Annotated in this window: 16 protein-coding genes; 8 read left to right on the top strand and 8 right to left on the bottom strand. The window is 45.5% G+C overall.

Annotation, left to right across the window (positions count from 1 at the left end; genetic code table 11):
* Positions 1-275 precede the first annotated feature (275 nt).
* Positions 276-1,931: an alpha-amylase family glycosyl hydrolase gene (locus E5S67_RS21220; protein ID WP_172190373.1), complete on the top strand. Its 1,656-nt coding sequence runs from the start codon at positions 276-278 to the stop codon at positions 1,929-1,931.
* A 62-nt stretch (positions 1,932-1,993) separates the two neighbouring features.
* Here E5S67_RS21220 and E5S67_RS21215 read toward each other — a convergent pair whose 3' ends face one another.
* A complete protein-coding gene (locus E5S67_RS21215; protein WP_172190372.1) occupies positions 1,994-2,146 on the bottom strand; it encodes a hypothetical protein in 153 nt (50 codons plus the stop codon).
* 50 nt (positions 2,147-2,196) lie between these two features.
* Between E5S67_RS21215 and E5S67_RS21210 the strand changes: the two genes are divergently transcribed.
* Together E5S67_RS21210 and E5S67_RS21205 are read left to right on the top strand one after the other, a co-directional pair.
* Positions 2,197-2,574, top strand: coding sequence for a BON domain-containing protein (locus tag E5S67_RS21210; protein ID WP_172190371.1), 378 nt, complete (start codon positions 2,197-2,199; stop codon positions 2,572-2,574).
* A 324-nt stretch (positions 2,575-2,898) separates the two neighbouring features.
* Positions 2,899-3,327 (top strand): Na-translocating system protein MpsC family protein, encoded by a 429-nt coding sequence (locus tag E5S67_RS21205; protein ID WP_172190370.1) that lies wholly within the window; start codon positions 2,899-2,901, stop codon positions 3,325-3,327.
* Here E5S67_RS21205 and E5S67_RS21200 read toward each other — a convergent pair.
* The gene (locus E5S67_RS21200) at positions 3,296-3,754 is read right to left on the bottom strand and encodes a response regulator (RefSeq protein ID WP_172190369.1); all 459 of its coding nucleotides are present in this window, start codon (positions 3,752-3,754) and stop codon (positions 3,296-3,298) included. The genes E5S67_RS21205 and E5S67_RS21200 overlap by 32 nt on opposite strands.
* Before the next feature lie 2 nt (positions 3,755-3,756).
* On the opposite strand from E5S67_RS21200, the gene E5S67_RS21195 reads away from it, so the two are divergent.
* From E5S67_RS21195 to E5S67_RS21185, 3 genes are all read left to right on the top strand, one after another.
* On the top strand, positions 3,757-3,948 hold the full coding sequence (locus E5S67_RS21195) for a hypothetical protein (RefSeq protein WP_172190368.1): 192 nt from the start codon (positions 3,757-3,759) through the stop codon (positions 3,946-3,948).
* Between the two features lie 365 nt (positions 3,949-4,313).
* A complete protein-coding gene (locus E5S67_RS21190) occupies positions 4,314-5,114 on the top strand; it encodes a DUF2267 domain-containing protein (protein WP_172190367.1) in 801 nt (266 codons plus the stop codon).
* 403 nt (positions 5,115-5,517) lie between these two features.
* The gene (locus tag E5S67_RS21185; RefSeq protein WP_172190366.1) at positions 5,518-8,163 is read left to right on the top strand and encodes an EAL domain-containing protein; all 2,646 of its coding nucleotides are present in this window, start codon (positions 5,518-5,520) and stop codon (positions 8,161-8,163) included.
* Positions 8,164-8,443: 280 nt separating this feature from the next.
* On the opposite strand, the gene tmk is transcribed toward E5S67_RS21185, so the two are convergent.
* Positions 8,444-9,112, bottom strand: a complete 669-nt coding sequence (gene tmk, locus E5S67_RS21180; protein WP_172190365.1) for a dTMP kinase — start codon at positions 9,110-9,112, stop codon at positions 8,444-8,446.
* Positions 9,113-9,217: 105 nt separating this feature from the next.
* Here tmk and E5S67_RS21175 point away from each other — a divergent pair, with 105 nt between their 5' ends.
* On the top strand, positions 9,218-9,565 hold the full coding sequence (locus tag E5S67_RS21175) for a hypothetical protein (protein ID WP_172190364.1): 348 nt from the start codon (positions 9,218-9,220) through the stop codon (positions 9,563-9,565).
* Between the two features lie 197 nt (positions 9,566-9,762).
* On the opposite strand, the gene E5S67_RS21170 is transcribed toward E5S67_RS21175, so the two are convergent.
* Complete coding sequence (locus tag E5S67_RS21170) at positions 9,763-12,441, bottom strand: heavy metal translocating P-type ATPase (protein ID WP_172190363.1); 2,679 nt, start codon at positions 12,439-12,441, stop codon at positions 9,763-9,765.
* Positions 12,442-12,742: 301 nt separating this feature from the next.
* Here E5S67_RS21170 and E5S67_RS21165 point away from each other — a divergent pair, with 301 nt between their 5' ends.
* Positions 12,743-12,928, top strand: a complete 186-nt coding sequence (locus E5S67_RS21165; protein WP_172190362.1) for a DDE transposase family protein — start codon at positions 12,743-12,745, stop codon at positions 12,926-12,928.
* Positions 12,929-13,316: 388 nt separating this feature from the next.
* Here E5S67_RS21165 and ctpC read toward each other — a convergent pair whose 3' ends face one another.
* The 4 genes from ctpC to E5S67_RS21145 form a co-directional block, all read right to left on the bottom strand.
* A complete protein-coding gene (ctpC, locus tag E5S67_RS21160) occupies positions 13,317-14,672 on the bottom strand; it encodes a carboxyl-terminal processing protease CtpC (protein ID WP_172190361.1) in 1,356 nt (451 codons plus the stop codon).
* 260 nt (positions 14,673-14,932) lie between these two features.
* On the bottom strand, positions 14,933-16,153 hold the full coding sequence (gene ispG, locus E5S67_RS21155) for a (E)-4-hydroxy-3-methylbut-2-enyl-diphosphate synthase (RefSeq protein ID WP_172190360.1): 1,221 nt from the start codon (positions 16,151-16,153) through the stop codon (positions 14,933-14,935).
* Positions 16,154-16,485: 332 nt separating this feature from the next.
* Complete coding sequence (locus tag E5S67_RS21150) at positions 16,486-17,841, bottom strand: hybrid sensor histidine kinase/response regulator (RefSeq protein WP_172190359.1); 1,356 nt, start codon at positions 17,839-17,841, stop codon at positions 16,486-16,488.
* A gap of 12 nt (positions 17,842-17,853) precedes the next feature.
* Positions 17,854-19,893 (bottom strand): response regulator (locus tag E5S67_RS21145; protein WP_246276903.1); only part of this gene is annotated, 2,040 nt, incomplete at its 5' end.

The raw sequence follows: 19,893 nt of genomic DNA, 5'->3' as shown, positions 1-19,893 counted from the left end.
ATCAAAAGTTAAATTACTTTTCATAAACAGCGCTTAATATTTTTTAGTTACTTTAACTACATTTTTGATTGATTTAAATCTGGCCTCCGGGTGCTTAGCGGCGCACCTTACTCAACCGCTAGGGTGTCTACTACTACTAAATCCTCGGGGTGCGGCCATAACTGCCTGACAACATAAGAGTTACAGGTTTAACTCTTAAGAACGATGGCGACTGATTTGCAAAATGGTAACAATGAATACTAATCACAGTTATAAGCTCTGCAAACAAGCTATTCATGGCCGCTGCAATTGAATTTAAACTCTTCGCTCCCAACAACAAAGCAGCTACACTGCTCGGCTCCTTTTGCTTATGGGAAGAAACTGCTTTAGAAAAAGATGACAGAGGTTATTTCCGCACTCTAATTCAGTTAGAAGACGGTATTTATCAATACAAATTCCGAGTTCAATCGCAAAGTCCCTGTTGTGAACCCGACGAATGGGTAGAAGTCAACGATCCCTACGCTACTGAAATTGACCGCACTACTAATACAAGTACAATTCGCATCAAAGCAGGCGCGCGAATTATTGATACCTATGTTTGGCAGCACGACGACAAAAAACTCCCCGAAAATGAAGAATTAGTTATTTACGAACTTCACGTTGCTGATTTTTCCGGTGCAGATGGTTCCGACAGTGGCGGTAAATTCCAGCAGGCGATCGAGAAATTAGATTATCTGTGCGATTTGGGGATAAATGCGATCGAACTAATGCCAGTTAATGAATATCGGGGCGATTATAGCTGGGGCTACAAAGTCCGCGATTTCTTTGCCGTAGAGTCCAGCTACGGTGCAACCGCAGATTTGAAGCAATTGATTGACGAATGCCACAGACGGGGCATTCGGGTGATTCTGGACGGCATTTACAACCACTGCGATGAAGAATGTCCCTTATTGCTCATCGATCGCAATTATTGGTACTACCGCGACAAACACTATCCCGAAGATCCCGCTAACTACTGGGGCCCGGAGTTTAACTACGATAACTTCGACTCAAAACTCGGCATTCGTCCCGCTTGGAAATTCATCGGCGATGTCGTTAATTTCTGGATTCAAGAATATCATATCGACGGCATTCGCTACGATGCAGTGCGGCAGTTGGACAATCGAGATTTCCTGCACTGGATAACTCGCGAAGCGAAAAAAACCGCCGGCGACAAGCCATTTTACAACGTAGCAGAACACATTCCCGAACTTACCGAACTCGTGGCTGCGGACGGGCCGATGGACGGTTGCTGGCACGAAAGTTTTCGCATTTTTGCTATAGAAAATCTCGCCGGGGATCGTTTCGATCTCGAAAATCTCAAGCAAGCTCTGGATGCCAAACAACAAGGCTATCAAAAAACAACTAATGTTATCAATTATTTAGCCAGTCACGACCGCGACCACTTGCTGGCGGAACCAAGCTTTCCGAATCTCGACCGAGAAGCTGCTTTTAAACGAGCTAAATTGGGAGCAGTTTTGTTAGTAACCGCAGTAGGAATACCGATGCTGTGGATGGGGGAAGAGTTTGGACAATCCACTCGGCAAACTCCCAACCAGCCGAATAAACTGCAATGGTCTTTGTTGGAAAATCAGCCAAATCATGAGTTGTTGGAATACTACAAACACGTGATTCGGCTGCGGCAAAAAATCCCGGCACTTTACACGGAAAATATTGAATTTTTCCACGAAAATGCGGAAGCCAAAGTCCTCGCTTACTGCCGCTGGAGCGATGAGGGAACGCGAGCAGTAGTTGTGGGAAATTTTTCGGATACTTATCTATCTTGTTACTGCATTCCTAACTTTCCCGCAGCAGGAACTTGGCATGAGTGGATGTACAATAAAATTGTAGAAGTTGGGGAAGAAGGGTTTAAGTTTGATTTGCCGGAATGGTCAGCGCAGGTATTTGTTTGACCGCCGGAGAATTTATGTCTCCAGGCAGATGATGGGCGAAGTTGTAGAACAGTAAATTGTATTTACGACTGTCGCACCAAACTCAACAAACTGGGTTTTTCTACCGGGGCGGATGTCTGGAAGATAGTTTTTTGTAGAAAAATCCGGTTTCTGCGTCCCAGGGTGCGATCGTAATTCCTGGTATTGAGATTAACAATTGCACCGCGACGTGCCACCTGTCAATTAACACGTCAATTAACACAAACTTTGTGGGAGGACAAACTCTATGGGTTGGCTAAAAAGATTGTTTGGTTTAGAAAAACTTGAAAATCAAGAAACTGTTGACGCTCCTGCTTACCAAGCACCTGTAGCTCAAGCTCAAGCTCAAGCTCAACCTGCTGCGAGCGCTCAGACAGTTCCGGCGGAACGCATGGGATTGAATGGAGAATACGATGAAAGCGGTTTAGCTAAACGGGTGGCTCAGGCTTTTGATGCAAATCCAGATGTTGCAGATATTGAGACTGTTTATGTGGCTCAACACGGCTCTACGGTGGTTCTCAAAGGTACAGTTCCCGATCAGGCAATTGTCACCAAGTTGGTGACAATTGCTAAAGGTGTCAAGGGTGCAACTGGGGTGGAAACGAATCAAGTTACTGTAGGCTAGCGCGACAGTTGTTGCTAACATATAACAGTTAACAGTTAACTTTTACCAGTTAACTGTTAACTGTTATAAGCTTTTCTGCATCTTGCGTTGTATTTTTCGGGCGGGCGAGATACCCCACAATAATTTCATCAAAATTGACTGTAAAATTTAGATGCGCCTGGGCTTAGCAATCGTCCTGACGATGAGCACGTTCTTCATTGCTGAAACATAAGATATTACATTGCTTCTGACTTTTTCCCTCCTTTACATCCCGTACATTGCTCGCTGCCGAACTTCCTTCTTCAATAAGTGTGTTTTTGAGCGATCTTTTTTTAATTAAAAAATATGACCGGCGAAACCTTAGAACCTACTCGCGGGAAATTAGAACGGAGTCTTTCGCAGGGGATTCAAGCTTTGTACCGTTCTCAACTCGGACAACAAACGAGTCAACCGCTATGCCATCTTGTGGATGACAAGTTGATAATTGTGATCGAAAATGGGGTTACTCAACCAGAAAAACTGCTGGCTGAGAACGGTCAGCAAGATTTGGCTTGGCAGGTGCGAACGGAATTAGAATCAGTCCTAGAAGGGCAACTGAAAGACTTAATCAAAGAGGTTTTGGGTGTGGGAGTAACTGATTTGCTCAGCGATGCGACCTTGGAGACGGGCCGCACCGGAACGATCGCAATTTTGGAGTCTGCACCTAAAGTTCGCGATTCTAGTTCCCAGTCTAAAACTCAACCTAAAACTCAACCAGAAACATCTGAGAGTTGAGGTGCTGGCGGATAATTATTTCTAAATCCTTGATGTTAAAAGGTTTAGAAATGTATTCAACGCAGCCGGCTTGGAGAATCCGATCGCGGTCTTCTGCTTTTGCTAGTGCAGTGACAGCCACAATCGGAATATGTCTGAGCTCCGGGTTTTGTTGGATGCGTTTTACTACTTCTATACCGTCTATATCCGGCAGGCAAATGTCGAGTACGATTAGGTCGGGAGGTCGATCGACTGCTGCTGAAATAGCTGCGTAGCCGTCCCCAGCTCCCATGCACTCGCAGCCGAATAAATCGAGTATTTGTGTCAGCAGCTCTAAGTTGTCGTGATTGTCGTCTACAGCCAACACTAAAGGACGCTTGTCAACTGCCGATGCGTCGCTATCTAAAAACGAGGATTCCAAATTATTCTTCCAAGTAGGGTAGTTCATAAATGCCGATCGAAAAACGATCGAAAAAAGAATCAAAAAACTTTTCCCCGAGGCATTCTTCAAGTGGCGCTCGGGCACTTGAAACAGATTGGCTCGTATTTGTAGCTCTCAGATGGCTAGTTACCGATATCACCAGATTGTACAATATCGCTACAACCTGGGGCAAAGACGGCCAAAGTCGATCGATCGCATAGCATCTGCTTAATTGTACCTACCCCAGCCGCAATTACCAACTTAGGCGCTATCGGTACGTCAGCTTTGGTAACAACACGTAATAAATACGGAACATATTACCAATAAAGCATCCTAGCGTAATAGCATTGAAGAGTGGCGGCAGCTTTTCAGGATAATCACAACAGTAAACCTGGGTTCCCCTACATGGATCTACCTAGAGGAAGATTCTACCGCACACTTAATTTTCACAACTTCCACCTGCTGAGAGATACTTATTACTCTAGTTTAGAGTTTAATATTTTTAAGTAGTAATCATCACATTTTTAGCAAGTAAAAAAATTCAGTTTTTACTTGAGCTTTACCGGATATTAACTAGGAGGTTTAAATGACAATTCCAATCAGAGAGGACCTGACTTACATTTTGCTCAAAAAGATTGGCAGCGGAAACGGCAAGGGAGAGTCGGAAATTAGGAACGCAGCCGAAGAATATGTCGGTCACGAGGTGGCGGAAGCGGAATTGCTAGGTCATTTGGACTACCTCAACCAAAAAGAATTTATCAAAGCGGAGTTTAGTGGAGAGCCTTACGGAGGAACTGAGTTATTGCCGCCTTTAGTGGCATTTCAAGAAGCTGATTTAACAGAAAAAGGCCGCAAACTGTTACAGAAAATGGAGACAAATCCTCCGAAGTCGCTCCACCAGGAAGGATCGGCAGTTCCTATCGCTTCAAAGGATATGCCGTTTTTGGAAAAAGTGATGGTAAACGGTCACTTGGAGGATATTTTTGATGCCCGCGACATTACCGAATTAGTGTACCGGACAATGCGCGATTTGATGACAACAGAAGCCAGCGATCGCGTGGAAGCTGAACTGCACAAAGAAGTTTTGCCTACGGACGACAAAACCCTGCAAAAAGAAATAGCAGACCTCTGGAAAGATATGAATCCGCTGGTGGGATTGCTGAGCCGGGTGCGTCCGCCTTGGCACGGGCCTGCACCTTTCGTGATCGATTCCGACTTGTTTGCTTTTCGGGTGGAACAAGAAGGCGCACTTCCTTCGGGAGTAAAACCGGAAACTGCGATCGCCGCTGTATTCTCGGCAACGAAGGATGAGCTGTCCGAGGAGCGAATTCAGGAAATAGCGGGCTTTTTGCCGGACAGAATTCGGGGAATTTGGGAGTCGGCTTAACGCAATATTTCACAGTATAAATACTTACACGCCGGGTTGACGAACCAGTATTCTGCGCTCTTGAGCCAGAATGCTGTTACGTCAACCCGGTTTCTCTATATCTGTTGCCTTGTAATTCTGAAAGTATTTTGCAGTCAGGACTTCAGTCCCGATCTAACTCGATCGAGCTTTCGTCTTAACTACTTGTCCGATCGCTGATTCCTTCTCCTCTAACTGCTCTGAGAAACGCGGTTTCTCAGGGAAATTTGTCGGGAAACCAGATAATATCTGCACAAACCAAGTTGCTGGCTCCCGGGTTGGCTAAATCGAATAGATGTCGCAAAAGTGTTGTATTCTATAATACAGGGCGAGTAAAGACTGTGGCTCGCAAAGATGCTGTCAACAGCTTTGGAGCTCAAAACAGATGCCCCGCACAAAAGTTAGACAAATGTTGCAATCGGCTTTAGAACAAGAGATTTTACTGAATCGAATTACCAATCGCATCCGCAATTCTTTAGAACTGCAAGAGATTTTGATGACAACCACCCGAGAAATCCGCAGCTTTTTAGCGAGCGATCGGGTAAAAATTTATCGCTTTGAGTCCGACGGTAGCGGTGAGGTCATTGCTGAGTCCATCAACGGCGACAGCTTGTCATCTCTGCTGGGTTTGCGCTTTCCACCAGGCGACATTCCCAATAGTGCTCGGGAAATGTTTCTCAAAGCGCGGCAGCGAGTGATTGTAGATGTGGAATTGAAGCATCAAATAATTAATCGCTTAGATTCTCTCGAAACCGGCAAAACTTTAGCAGTTGAAGATATTAGCTATCGTCCTGTAGACCCCTGTCACGCTGAATATCTGAAGGCTATGGGGGCACGTTCTTCTCTGACAGTGCCGATTTTGCATCAAAATCAGCTTTGGGGGCTGTTGGTTTCTCACCACAGCCAACCGAAACGGTTTAGCGATCGAGAATTGAAAATGGTGCAGTTGCTTGTGGATCAACTTTCAATTGCGATCGCCCAATCCTTTCTGCTCAGTCAAGCTCGACAGCAAGCGCGCGACGAAGCCGTTGTCAACCAAATTACCAGTTTGCTGCACTCTCCTCTAGAACTAACCGAAATTCGGCAAGCAGTTCTCGAACAAACTGTCAACCATTTGCATGGTTCGGGAGGGCGACTGTACATTGCAGCCGAGTTTGGCGATCGGCCGGCTTTACTTTATACCTGCGGTCAGCAGCCCTCGGACATCGACCTTGAACTCAGCCCGTTTTGGCAGCAGATCATGGGGTTTCCCAACCAAGACGATCGAGCAAAAACTCCTGATACCAGCCAATTAGGTTATTTTCAAAATATATATTCCCAGCATTACACTTCAATTGACAAAAATATTTCTAGTTTAATCGTACCCCACTTGTACGCGATTTCCGATATTTCTAAAGAACCTCAAATCAAATCTTTATCTGCCAATTTTCTCGAAGCTTCCATTCGATCGTTTTTGGCAGTACCGCTGCAATACGGCCAACAGTGCATCGGCTGTCTCACCATTTTTCGCAGCCCTATAGAAACCGAAATTATGTGGGCGGGCCGTTGCAGTTCCGACGTCCGGACCGATCGTCCCCGACAGTCGTTTGCAGCTTGGAAAGAAATCAAAACCGGCGAAACTCAACCGTGGAGCAGCGAGGAACAGAAGCTAGCAAAAGCTTTAGGAACTCACCTGTACATGGCTGCAATGCAGAGGCGCGTCGAGGCGATGATCCGACATCAAGCTTCTCACGACTCATTAACCGGTTTACCTAATAGATTGCTCTTTAATGAAAGGCTGTCTTTAGCTTTAGCTAGCGCTCACCAAAACGCCGAAATGCTGGGGGTGATCTTTCTAGATTTGGATAGATTTAAAAATGTTAACGATACTCTCGGACACCCAGTGGGCGATTTGTTGCTGCAAAGTGTATCTCGGCGTTTGAGTAACTGTTTGCGCGCGGGAGATTCTATTGCCCGTTGGGGCGGGGATGAATTTACCGTGCTGCTGTACAATCTCAACAGCCGTGAGGAAGCAACTAAGATTTGCCAGCTAATTATCCAGAGTTTAAGCAGTCCTTTTGATTTTGAAGGTCTAGAACTTTATACTAAGGCTAGCTTGGGAATTGCTTTGGCTCCTTACGACGGAGAAGATGCAGAAACGTTGCTGAAAAATGCTGATGCTGCGATGTACAAAGCTAAACAGAAAGGTCGGAATAATTATCAGTTTTACACGCGGGCGATCGGCAGTAAAGTCTCCGAGGATCTTAACTTAGAAAATCATCTTTATAAAGCTCTTAACAAATCCGAGTTTGTGCTGCACTATCAACCGCAAATAAACTTAAATACTCGCCAAATAGTCGGCATGGAAGCTCTGATTCGCTGGCAGCATCCCGAACGCGGTTTGATTTCTCCCGATCGATTTATTCCCTTAGCTGAGGAAACAGGATTAATCTGCCAAATTGACGAATGGGTGATGCGGACTGCTTGCTTGCAAAATCGAGCGTGGCAGTTACTGGGATTGCCACCGATGCGGATAGCTGTGAATTTGTCAGGCCGGCAGTTTCTGCAAGCTAACACGGTAAAAACCATCGCTGAAATTTTATCAGAAACCAAGTTAAATCATCAGTATTTAGAAATAGAAATTACCGAAAGCGTTGCCATGACAGATGTGAATGTAACGGTGTCGGTATTGCAGCAGTTGCAGGAAATGGGAATTCAAATTTCTCTGGACGATTTTGGCACCGGTTATTCTTCGCTGTGGTCTCTAAAAAACTTTCCGCTTAATAATTTAAAAATAGACAAATCCTTCGTGGCTGATTTGGTGAACGGCAGCAGCGGTGCTACTATTGTCAAACTGGCGATCGCCTTGGGACAGGGCCTGAATTTACAGGTGATTGCTGAGGGAGTAGAAACAGCAGAACAGTTGGCTTTTTTGCAGTCGCATCAGTGCAATATGGGCCAGGGTTACTTCTTTAGCAAACCAATACCGGCGGAGGCCATAACCCAATTGTGCCGAGAAAATCAACCTGGGACAATAAGTAGTTTAAATTAACAATCAGGAAGCGGAAGGAAGAAGGAAGAAGGAAGAAGGAAGAAGGAAGAAGGAAGAAGGAAGAAGGAAGAAGGAAGAAGGAAGAAGGAAGAAGGAAGAAGGAAGAAAATCTAGGGTTTTAGCAATTAAGTACATCATAACCGTCGGCGCGGCTACTATAATACTAAAAGGCTATTGTGGTTTAATGGACTGCTCAATAATTGTTTTGAGTTAACAATGTTAAGTTGTAAGTTCCTGGAGCAGGACACGGCATTGCCGTGTTTCTAGATATTATGTAGCGCTATTTTTCAGAATTGGTATTATTTAAATATCCCCAAGCTTCTAACCTGCTAGTTACAATAGTTTGAATTTCCTGAGCGACTTCATATTCAGGGCGATCGGCATTTATCCGGACAATTCGAGATTTATTTTCCTGGGCTAACTCCGCAAAACCTTGCTGTACAAGACGGTGAAACTTCAAATCAGCTTGCTCGATCCGATCGCACCCTCCCCGAACCCTTACCCTCGCCAAACCCGCCTCCACCTTAATATCCAGCCACAAAGTCAGATCGCTTTCCAAGCCGCAGGTGGCAATTTCATTCAACTGTTTAATTAAATTTAAGTTAAGACCGCGGCCGTAGCCCTGATAAGCAATCGTAGAGTCAGTAAAGCGATCGCATAAAACAATCGTTCCTTTCGATAACTCTGGTTTAAGAAAAGTTTCGACGTGCTGAGCGCGATCTGCAGCGTACATCAGTAATTCTGCTCTATCGGATACAAATTCCCCCGAATCTTGTTTTAGCAGCAAATGTCGCAGTCCCCTTCCCAACTCAGTACCCCCCGGTTCGCGAGTAGCCACCAACCGGACTTTCAGAAAGCAACTTGCTTGCAGCCAATGTATCAGCCGCTGCATTTGCGTAGTTTTACCCGCACCTTCAACCCCCTCAAACACGATAAGTTTGCCTTTCATTGCCCTAACTTTCCACCTGAATAAAATAAATCTATATTGTTCTGTGAATCGGTTCTAGGTTCGGTATGATAATAAAGTCTAAATGCCTCACGGCTGGAGTTGTCTATGGCTCGCTATACTGGTTTTTTTATCGTTGCCGTTCCGATCGACCGTCTCCGTCAGTCCCTGATTGAAATTTTAGAGTCATGCAATCTTGATATTATCTACAATACAGGAGATTCCGTCATGGCTCGCGAACTTCCCGGTCAAGTTTCGATTCCCAAACTTGTCACCGCAGAAGTCCTAATTGAGAAAAACACGGCCAGCGACTCAGAGGTTCGCATGAACTTCGTGATTAAAAACGAGGAACTGCCACTGCAAACCAACAACCACTGCCGTCAAATGTTCGAGCTAGTGAGTCGTTCAATTATGAACAACAATAATTGGCGGCTCTTGGAAAGTATGGCACTGTAGCCATCAGTCAGTCAATTTGAGGTGTGAGATTTTCGATTGACTCTAAAGATGAATCAGGGGGTTCTAAGTAACGTCGAAACTTCTTGGGTCTCGACTCCTGGTGTGAGGGGTTTGTCACCCTCTTGGGATGAGGTCATCAGTCATTAATTCCTAACTAATGACCGATGACCTCCGACTTTTATCTGTCATCCATACATTTAAGCTCGAAATCCCCGGCGCAAAAACAAAGAATTTGTCACAACGCTAACAGAACTAAACGCCATAAATGCACCGGCCGCCGCAGGACTGAGTAGAATTCCGGTTGCAGGCAGCAAAAGACCGGCTGCAACCGGAATTCCCAGAGTATTGTAACCAAAAGCCCAAAATAAATTTTGGCGAATTTTGTTGAAAGTAGCACGTCCCAGCTCGATCGACTCAACAACATCCATCAAAGCATTTCGCATCAGCACAATTTGAGCAGTCTCAACTGCCACATCCGTGCCGCAGTGCAAACCGATACCGACATCAGCTTGAGCCAAAGCCGGGGCGTCATTGATGCCATCCCCCACCACAGCCACTTTACAGCCTTGGGCTTGCAAAGTCGCGATCGCCCGAGCCTTGCCCTCCGGCCGCACCTCGGCCAAAACATCAGCCGCCGCCAAATCTAGCTGCTGCGCTGTCGCCGCCGCCGCTGACGCTGTATCTCCCGTCAGCATCATCACCCGCAATCCCATGCCCCGCAAACGTTCCACCGTCGCCTTAGCATCCGGCCTCAGACTATCTTTTAGCCCGATTACCCCCAGCAAAACGCCCCCAGAAGCCACGTAAACCGCCGTTTTGCCTTTGCAAGACCCCGACAATTCCGCCGCCACAGCGACCCCCTGCTCCTTCATCCACTCGGCATTCCCCGCGAACACCCGCCGGCCCTCCACCAAAGCAGAAACCCCGAATCCCGGTTCCGTGCAGAAATCCTCAGCAGCTAGCATCGGCAAACCTTGATGTTGAGCTTCCAGCAAAATCGCTGCGGCGATGGGATGACAAGCGCCCCTTTCCACCGCCGCCGCAATTTGCAGCAGTTTTGAATTAACCGCACTGCCAGAAACTCCATCAATTGTGGAACAAACATCTTGTTTCTCTCCAGAAACTCCATCAATTGTGGAACAGGCATCTTGCCTGTTTCCAGAAACTCCATCAATTATGGAACTAACCTTTTGTTTGTCTCCAGAAAATCCATCACTTGTGGAATTAACATCTTGTTTGTCGCCAGAGACTCCATCAATTGTGGAACAAACATCTTGTTTGTTTCCAACATTAATATCTGAGTTCAAATCCCACTCCGAATTCTGGAAAATCGGCAAATAATCTGTGAGTGTGAGATTTCCGGTTGTCAGAGTGCCAGTTTTATCAAAAACCACCGTATCTAATTGATGCACCCGTTCTAAAACATCGCCACCGCGAATTAAAAGTCCGCGCTCCGCCCCGATGCCAGAACCGACTAAAATTGCTGTTGGGGTAGCCAGTCCCAAAGCGCAAGGACAAGCAATAACTAAAACTGCGATCGCCAATTTCAAACTTAACAGCAAAGGCGATTGATAATGGATAATAGGCAATTCATTTCCCATATTCATTACTCCGTGTCCCATATCCATTGCCCCGTGTCCTAAAAGCACAGAAGGCCAAATATGAGTGCCGGCAAAATACCAAAATAGGAAAGTTAAAAGCGATATCCCCATTACCCCATACACAAAATATCCCGCGACAGTATCAGCTAAATTTTGAATCGGCGCTTTGCGAGTTTGGGCTGCCTGCACCAAAGCCACCATTTGAGCTACAGTTGTTTCCTTACCGGTGCGAGTTGCCCGCATCACAACTGCCCCAGATTTATTGATAGTTCCGGCGGCAACTGTATCTCCTGGTTGCTTCAAAACCGGCATCGATTCGCCAGTCAGCATCGACTCATCTATCGTTGTTTTGCCTTCGCAAACTTCACCGTCTACCGGAATTTTTTCCCCGGGCAAAACTTGCAGCCATTCTCCCACTCGGACGCGATCGGCTGGAATTTCAATGTATTGTGGATCGTAGACCGCAGATGTCGAGTCTAAAGGCAATTCTTCCGATCGCAAATCTAAACTCGGGAGTTTAAAATCAACTAAGCGGGCTTTCGCAGGCTGCAATGCGATTAAAGCTTGCAAAGCTGATGCAGCGCGCCGTCTGGCTTGCTGTTCCAGAGTTTTGCCCAACAAAATAAAGCCCAGCAGCATCACCGGTTCGTCAAAAAAGCACTCCCATCCCATCCGTGGAAACAGCAGCGCGGCGTTGCTAGCGGTGTAAGCTGTCACAGCGCCTAAAGCTACCAAAGTATTCATGTTAGGTGCATTTCGCCACAAACTGCGGCACCCGTCAACGATAATCGGGCGGCCCGGTAGCAGCAAAGCTAGGGTGGCGAGTCCCCAGTGAAACCAAATATTGCTGAGAATTGGGGCTTTTGTGCCGAGTACGTGACCTAAACCGGATAGAATAATTAGGATTAGGGCGATCGTCAATTGCTTGATTTGCTGTCGAATTTCTTGCCGTCGCCGTTCAATTGTTGTCGCTTCTGCTTCCTGCTGATTTTCACCTGAACGAGACTGAGAGGGAAATCCATTATCAGTCAACTTTTTCGCTAAAGCTTCTGCATCGACAGTCCCCGGTTGACACTCAACCGTCGCGACTTCTACGGCCAAGTTAACGCAAGCTGAAATTACGCCTGAATACTGCATGAGTTGGCGTTCCACAGCTTTCGCGCAGCCGGCACATTTCATCCCGCCGACATCGAAAGTAACAAGTTCTGGCGGTGATTCTTTAACTGGTATGATTTCTGGTTGAATTTCGGGGATTGTTTTGGGTAGAAATTGCATGGTTTTTTTTGGTATTGATTAGAATATTTCGCCACTTATGAAAGGGCTTAATCCACTGTTTAGACAAATGTCTATATTTTGATAATAGATAAATATTGTGGCATCTTCCGAAAGTGTTAGTTTTTTTTAATTCTTATTAATTCCATGCGGTTAAATCCGCACTCCTGCAGGGGTTGAAACCAATGTCGGACTGCGGGTTTAATGCTAAGACAGGCTTTGGGCACGGTAGTGCTGTTTCCCTATTTGATATAATGAGCCAATTGCCTAGTTAGTATCCAGCTTTTATTTGACGAATTTAGCTATGACAGAAACACCAAAATTTTATATTGTCAAACGTCCTGCCGGTAATTGCGAGATTTTGCCGAGCGCGCAACTCGAACAACAAAACCCCACTATTATTGAAAAGTGGGGCCCTTACGATTCGCCCGAAGATGCCATAGCCCGCCGCATCGGATTAATTCGCGCCGGCAAATGCCAGCCACAATGACCAAAAGCATCCAGGATACAAGCCCCCGGATTCATCCGTCCAGAAATAAAAAACCTGTATCCGATAAAGGAGCCCCGAATTTATCCGTGGGGTCAGTCGATTTGAGATTTTAGATTTTAGATTTTAGATTTACCCCACAGATAAATCTGGGAGCTTGAACTAGGGTCTAAAATTTTTATCTTTCCAGGACTTAAGTACGTGGCAGCGTATCCGTTTTTGGGCCTTGTCAATGCTTCAATTCTAAAATCTAAAATCTAAAATCTCAAATCGATTGACTCGCATTGACGCATTGCAAAAAATAGCGAAGCATTCGAGTTGAAAATGTTGGCTTTGAGCCGTAATCATTCCCCCGAATGCTTTTTTTTAACTGAAACCCTACACAGGTTTTCTACTTCGATTTAGAAGGTGCTGCACTCGGTTTTGCTTGCGTTGCAGTCGGCTTAGGTGGCGCAGCATTCGGTTTCGCCTCAGCCTTATTGTTCCCGGTTTTACCAGTAACTTGCTGTGTCAAAACTTCCATAGCTTTCGCGTACTGCGGATCGGCCGCCGTAGCAATTTTATCGCGATCGCGCCTCAATTCCTGTTTTTGAGCGTCGGTGAGTTCTACCTTAAAATCCGGTTCAATTCCGGCGTGGTTGATATCAGTGCCGTTAGGAGTAAAATACTTGGCAATTGTCACCGCCAAACCCGCACCATTTCCGACGCCGCGTACTGACTGAACTAAACCTTTACCAAACGTCTTTGTTCCCACCAAAACCGCGCGTTTGTTGTCTTGCAAAGCACCGGATAGAATCTCGCTAGCACTTGCTGAACCGCCGTCTACCAGTACAACTAACGGTTTGTCTGTGAGCTCTGCCTTATTTGCCGTTTGTTTATCGGCCTCACCGATTCGATCGACCGTCGAGACGATCGTACCTTCTTTGAGCCACATCCGAGCAATTTCAATACTTCCGTACAGCAACCCGCCGGGATTGGAACGCAAGTCTAAAATATAGCCTGTCACCTTTTTCTGTTCCAAATCCTTAATTGCCGATCGCATTTCCGATGCAGCATTCGCACTGAACTGATTTAAGCGAATATAGCCGACTTCTCCAATGGGAGTTTTCTGCACCGACTTCCGCACGGGATGAATTTCGATTTTAGCGCGCTTCAGCTTAAATTCTAATTCCTTTTTTTCCCGCAAAATGGTCAGCGTCACCTCAGTATTCGCCTGACCGCGAATCAAACTTACCGCTTGATTCGTATCCATGCCTTCTGTGCTCTTGCCGTCAATCTTAGTAATGATATCTTTTGCCAGAATACCAGCAGTAAAAGCCGGGGTATCTTCGATCGGCGAAATCACCACCAACTTTTTGGTTTCCTCATCTTGGGTCAACTGAATCCCAACTCCTGTCAGTTCCCCAGAAGTTTCAACCTGCATATTCTTGAACTCTTCAGGGTCCATAAACCGCGTATAAGGATCGTCCAGCTTCTTCAGCATTTCCCGAATTGCTTTGTAAGCTTCGTCGTCGCTGGTATAAGTCCGGTTCAAATAATCATTCCGCACCGCTTTCCAGTCAACCTGGTTAAAAGTGCCATCCACATAACTTTTGTCAATAATCTGCCAAACTTCATCAACCAATTCTTTAGGGCTTCCCCGAAAAGAAGCCAGAGATTTAGAACTGCAACCAGTGTTCGCAAGAGTTACAGCAGTGAGTACCACTGCTGCTGCACTTAGAACAAGCCCTCGTTTTGTTATAACCATTTGTCTGACGCGCGGGAGAAAAAGAGTTCAGAATAATTACGCTCAATCTAACACAGGCAAAGCCGGCTCGCGTTTGGCGTACATATATTATTCAACTTTGCCGACTTCTATTCAGGGCGGGCTAGAAGCAACGGCCCACAAGAAACTTGATGTTTTTATTGTGGAACAGGCATCTTGCCTGTTCCTGACGGGCTAGGAGCAACGGCCCACAAGAAACTTGATGTTTTGTGGAACCGGCCCGAAAGCCTGTTCTTCGGGGGCTAAGGCTCAACCCAGCGATCGTCCGATTTAATCAAATCAATCAATTCTGCCACACCTCGGTCTTCTGGCACTTTCTTAATTTCTTCCCGGCCCCGGTACAGCGAAATATAACCCGGTTGCTTCCCGACGTAGCCGTAATCAGCATCAGCCATTTCTCCCGGGCCATTGACAATACAGCCCATTACTGCTATATCCAAACCCGTGAGATGCTTCGTCGCCTCTCTCACTTTGTGTAACACTTCCTCTAAATTAAACAAAGTGCGACCGCAGGAAGGACAAGCGACATACTCAACCATGGTTTTCCGCAGTCCCAAGGCTTGCAGAATGCTGTAGCAAACGGGAATCTCCTTTTCTGGGGCCTCTGTCAGCGAGACGCGGATGGTGTCGCCGATACCGTCAGTCAGCAGCGGTGCGAGGCCTGCGGTGGATTTGATGCGGCCGTATTCGCCGTCTCCTGCTTCGGTGACGCCCAAATGCAGCGGGTAATCCATGCCGAGTTCGTCCATCCGGTGCACCATCAAGCGGTAAGCAGCAACCATCACCGGCGCGCGGGAGGCTTTCAGGGAAAGTACGATATTTCGGAAGTCTAGGGATTCGCAAATTTTGATGAATTCCAGGGCCGATTCTACCATGCCTTCGGGCGTGTCGCCGTAGGTAAACAGCATCCGTTCGGCGAGGGAACCGTGATTGACGCCGATTCGCAAAGCTTTGCCTTGGTCGCGCAGGGAAATCACCAGAGGTTCCAGGGTTTCGCGGATTTTTGCGCCAATTTCCGCGAATTCGCTGTCGGTGTATTCGCTTCTGTCGGCTTTCGGCTTCTCGAACACGTAAAGTCCGGGATTGATTCTCACTTTGTCTACGTGTTTCGCCACTTCGAGGGCAATTTTCATGCCGTTGTGGTGGACATCGGCAACGAGGGGCACGGGTTGGTAGGTGGCGTGCAGTTTTTGCTTGATTTCGGCTAAAGCTTTAGCGTGGGCCATGCTGGGCACGGTGACGCGGACGATTTCGCAGCCAATCTCGTGCAAGCGCCGAATTCCGGCGACTGATCCGTCGATGTCGAGGGTGTCTTCGTTAATCATCGACTGTACGACGACGGGGTAGCCGCCGCCGATGGTGACGCTACCGACTTTGACGGGCCGGGTTTTGCGGCGTTTGATGGTGGTGTCGAAGGTTGGTTCGGTGGTGGGGGTTTTAGTGGGGTTCGGCAGAGTTTGCATAACTGGTTGCGAGGGTTCTGTAATTAGAGTTTATAAAATTGTGTCTGCTGTTTTTTAGGTTTGCACAGAAAGGGTCTGTTTGGGCAATGAGGTTTTGGGATTTATGATTCTTAATGAAATTGCTGCGAATTTGTCGATCGAATTATGTCGGAAAAGGGCGATCGAACTAAAAGCTAGCCATCACCGGGAAGGCGAACTGAAGTTGGGCCCGTGGAACTAAACCGAACTTACAAAATTAAGACGTTCTGAGTTTTTGAAATTCGCTGATTCTATTCCCTTCTTCCCCTAGCCTAAGCGCCCCTAAACCGCCCTGGCGGTTGCTATAATTTTGGTTAATTTTTGAGAATCGGCAATTCCAGTATAAACTCCGTTCCTTCTCCTGGAGTAGAGTTAACTGTAATTGTCCCTTGATGTTTTTCTACTATGATTTGACGCGCGATCGCCATTCCTAAACCCGTGCCTTTCCCTACGGATTTTGTAGTAAATAAATAATCAAAAATTTTTTGTTTTACCTCTTCTGTCATGCCGATGCCATTATCGCTAAAACGAATTAAAACTGACTCGCGATCGCTCGATAGTTCAGTTTCGATCGTAATCCGGTTTGGGTTGGCTTTAATATCGGCAAAAGTACGTCCGTGATTTGATTCTTCTATTGCCTCGATCCCATTAGCCAAAATATTCATAAATACTTGATTTAATTGGCCCAAGAAGCATTTTATTTCTGGGATATCCTCATAATTAGTAATAACTTCAATTTCCGGTCTAAATTCCGAAGCTTTGAGGCGATGTTTGAGAATTAAAATTGTGCTATCAATACCTTCATGCAGATTCGCCTTCACTGGAAAATCGCGATCGGCTCTGGAAAATGTTCGTAAACTCGTGCTGATACTTTTGATGCGATCGCACCCCACTTTCATTGAGTCTATCATCTTCGGCACATCTTCTAGGAGATAGTCTAGCTCGATTTCTGCGGCATGATTGTTAATATCTGTTTCAGTCGCGCGATCGCCATATAATTTCAGATGTTCGATCAAATCTTGTAATGCTTGCCCAGCTTGGTCGAGGTTGCCATAAATAAACCCCACAGGATTATTAATTTCATGGGCAACTCCAGCAACTAAATTACCTAATGCCGACATCTTTTCACTTTGAATTACTTGCAATTGCGCTTGCTGGAGTTGACTGTATTGTTCTTTCAACTCTTGATTAGCTTTCTCTAATGCTTCATTCATCTGCTGGAGTTGGCAATTTTGTTCCGCTAATTTTTGAGCCTGAAGAGAATTTTCCTGTTTCAGGAGTTTTTGTAAGCGACTGAGTTCTAAATGAGTAGAAATCCGAGCTAAAACTTCCTCTGCTTGAAATGGTTTTGTAATGTAGTCTACGCCACCTACAGTAAAAGCTTTTAGCTTATCCATCATTTCATCCAAAGCACTGATAAAAATTACTGGAATATCCCAAGTCAATTCGTTAGCTTTGAGATGTTTACAAACTTCGTAGCCATCCATCTGTGGCATTTGAATATCTAACAAAATCAAACTAGGAGATGATTGTTCAATAACTCCTAGAGCTAACTTGCCGCTCGGAAATGCTCGCGGCAGGTAGCCATTTTCCTTAAGAAGACTGACAAGCAGATGTAAGTTTGCGGGCGTATCATCAATAATAAAAATTTGACCTTGACTGTCGTTCATGTTTTACTCCTTTTATGCTATAGTAGCCGCAATTAAGTTCAAAACCTTTTCATATTCAAAGTTGTGTAGAGAAGTTGCGATCGCCTCAGCTAAAGGCTCATTGTAAGTAGCTATTTTTTTCACCACCGCAGCAATTAATTCAGAATCGGAATACATTACGGCCTCTTGGAGTTGAGCTAATAGATTCCTCGGAATTTCTGCCAGTGCTTCTGTGGTTAGAACCTCTCTTGTTTGTATTTTATCCGTATTTTTGGGTGTTAATTCTTCATAAACATATTTCACTCCAATATGCTTATTCATCCCATTAAATATTTCTTCCTCTCGGAAAGGTTTCCTCAAGAAATCATCACATCCCGCCGACAGAACCACCGCTTTTTCTTCTTCTAGTACGCTAGCTGTCAAAGCAATAATCGCCGTTGCTTGACCTTTTGTCTGAGATTTAATAGTTTGAGTAGCGGTGTAACCATCCATCACCGGCATCCTCATATCCATCCAAATTAAGTTTGGCTCCCACCTCTCCCAAATGTCAACTGCTTCTTGACCGTTACTGGCTTCCTGAAGCTCAAATCCCAAGGGAGATAGCAGTTTAATTAACAATTGGCGATTGAGAGGTTTATCGTCAACTATTAAAATGCGATATTTGGGTTGATTGGGTTCTAGAGCGATGACTCTGCGAGAGGGTTGGTGTGTAGCAATGTCGCTAGCTTCTACTTCATTAACTTGAATATTAAATAAGAAGATTGTGCATTGTCCCACTTGGCTTTTGACTGTAATATCGCCTCCCATAAGATGCACAAGTTGGCGGCTAATTGGCAAGCCTAAACCCGTACCTTCCTGAGCTTGTTTTCCGGTTTCTGTTTGGGTGAAGGCTTCAAACAAATTCCCAATTTCTTCAGGGGCAATTCCAGATCCTGAATCTTCAATTTCAAAATGTATGGTGTATGAATTGGTATCAGCCGCTGCCGCTGTTTGTTGGGAATGGACAGGAGTTTCTAAAACGCTAACTCTTACTGAAACTCCTCCCTCTTGAGTAAATTTAAGAGCATTATTAATCAAGTTAATGAGAACTTGACGCAATTTAACATCATCGGTACGGACGTAATGAGGCAGATTGCGATCGTATTCCAAGAGTAACTGTAAACCTTTCTCTTCAGCTTTCATTTGAAACATATCGTGTATGTCGTCAAGTAAGCGATGGAGATCGAAGTTTTTAGGATTAAGGCTGGTTTTACCTGCTTCGATTTTAGAGAGGTCGAGAACGTTGTTAATGAGGGTTAGTAGGTGTTCGCCGCTGCGAGAGATAATGCCGACGCTTTCTTGATGTTCGCGAGGGAGGGTTTGAGAGCGAGTCATAATTTGAGAAAATCCCATAATTGCGTTGAGAGGAGAGCGTAATTCGTGGCTCATGTTGGCTAAAAATTCGCTTTTGGCACTGTTGGCAACTTCGGCTTTTTCTTTAGCATGGGCGAGTTCTGCTGTGCGTTCCTCGACTCTACTTTCTAACTCTTCATTTGATCTTTTTAGTCGGGCTTCTGCTTCTGTGTTTTCTGTAATTACCGCCGATAAAATCAAAGTTGTAATAGCAACAACACTCATAAAGGATTGCAATAGTAACAATGACTCATTGAGTGACGGACGAACAAATGGCCCTAAACCCTTAGCAGTTCCCACCATAGAAATGACTGACACGATGACGATTAGTAATGTTGAACCCTGTTGTCCGAATCGAAAGGCTGACCAAACTAAGAGGGGAATCAACATATACACGACAGGATATCCACCGCCAAAACTAATCTGACTGATGATAATTACTAGGAATAGTAACAGTGCTGCTTCTACAAATCTTTGTTTAAATAGTAATTTAATTGGCTGAAGTTCCCGACTCCATGCTAATAAGACTGGTCCAAAAACAAGTGTTCCGATCGCCTCCCCTGTCCACCATGTCCACCAAATTACTCCATAAGACATCTCCAAAATAGTAACATTTTGTGGTACAAGAAGATCGTAAAGCTTTTTTGAGACAGAAACATGAGCGACATCCTGAATCATATT

It is taken from the genome of Microcoleus asticus IPMA8 (genome assembly GCF_013179805.1).
In the GTDB taxonomy this organism is placed as follows: domain Bacteria; phylum Cyanobacteriota; class Cyanobacteriia; order Cyanobacteriales; family Microcoleaceae; genus Microcoleus; species Microcoleus asticus.
This window is presented reverse-complemented; position numbering and strand designations above follow the sequence as displayed.